This is a genomic window from Undibacterium sp. Ji22W (assembly GCF_049340305.1).
GTDB lineage: Bacteria > Pseudomonadota > Gammaproteobacteria > Burkholderiales > Burkholderiaceae_D > Undibacterium.
The window spans coordinates 1-234 of record NZ_JBMPOU010000042.1; the positions used below are offsets into that span (position 1 = coordinate 1).

1 pseudogene is annotated in these 234 nt (G+C 55.6%); it reads left to right on the forward strand.

The features are described from left to right. Positions 1-234 (forward strand): annotated as a pseudogene (locus ACO0KW_RS20510) (hypothetical protein); the annotation flags it as partial.

Consider the following 234-nt stretch of genomic DNA (forward strand, 5'->3'; position numbering starts at 1 on the left):
TCTTGGTACGTACACCAGTGACGGAAGATTTGTTGGATGAGCTCGACGAAACCTTCGTCTTAACGGCAACACGCACGGCGGGTACAACCACGAATGCGTCGGCAACGGGTACGGGCACGATCACAGACAACGATGCAACACCAAGTTTGTCGATCAACGACGTGATCGTCAACGAAGCGGCTGGCACAGCGACCTTCACGGTCACCTTGTCGGCAGCGTCTGGCCAAACGGTTT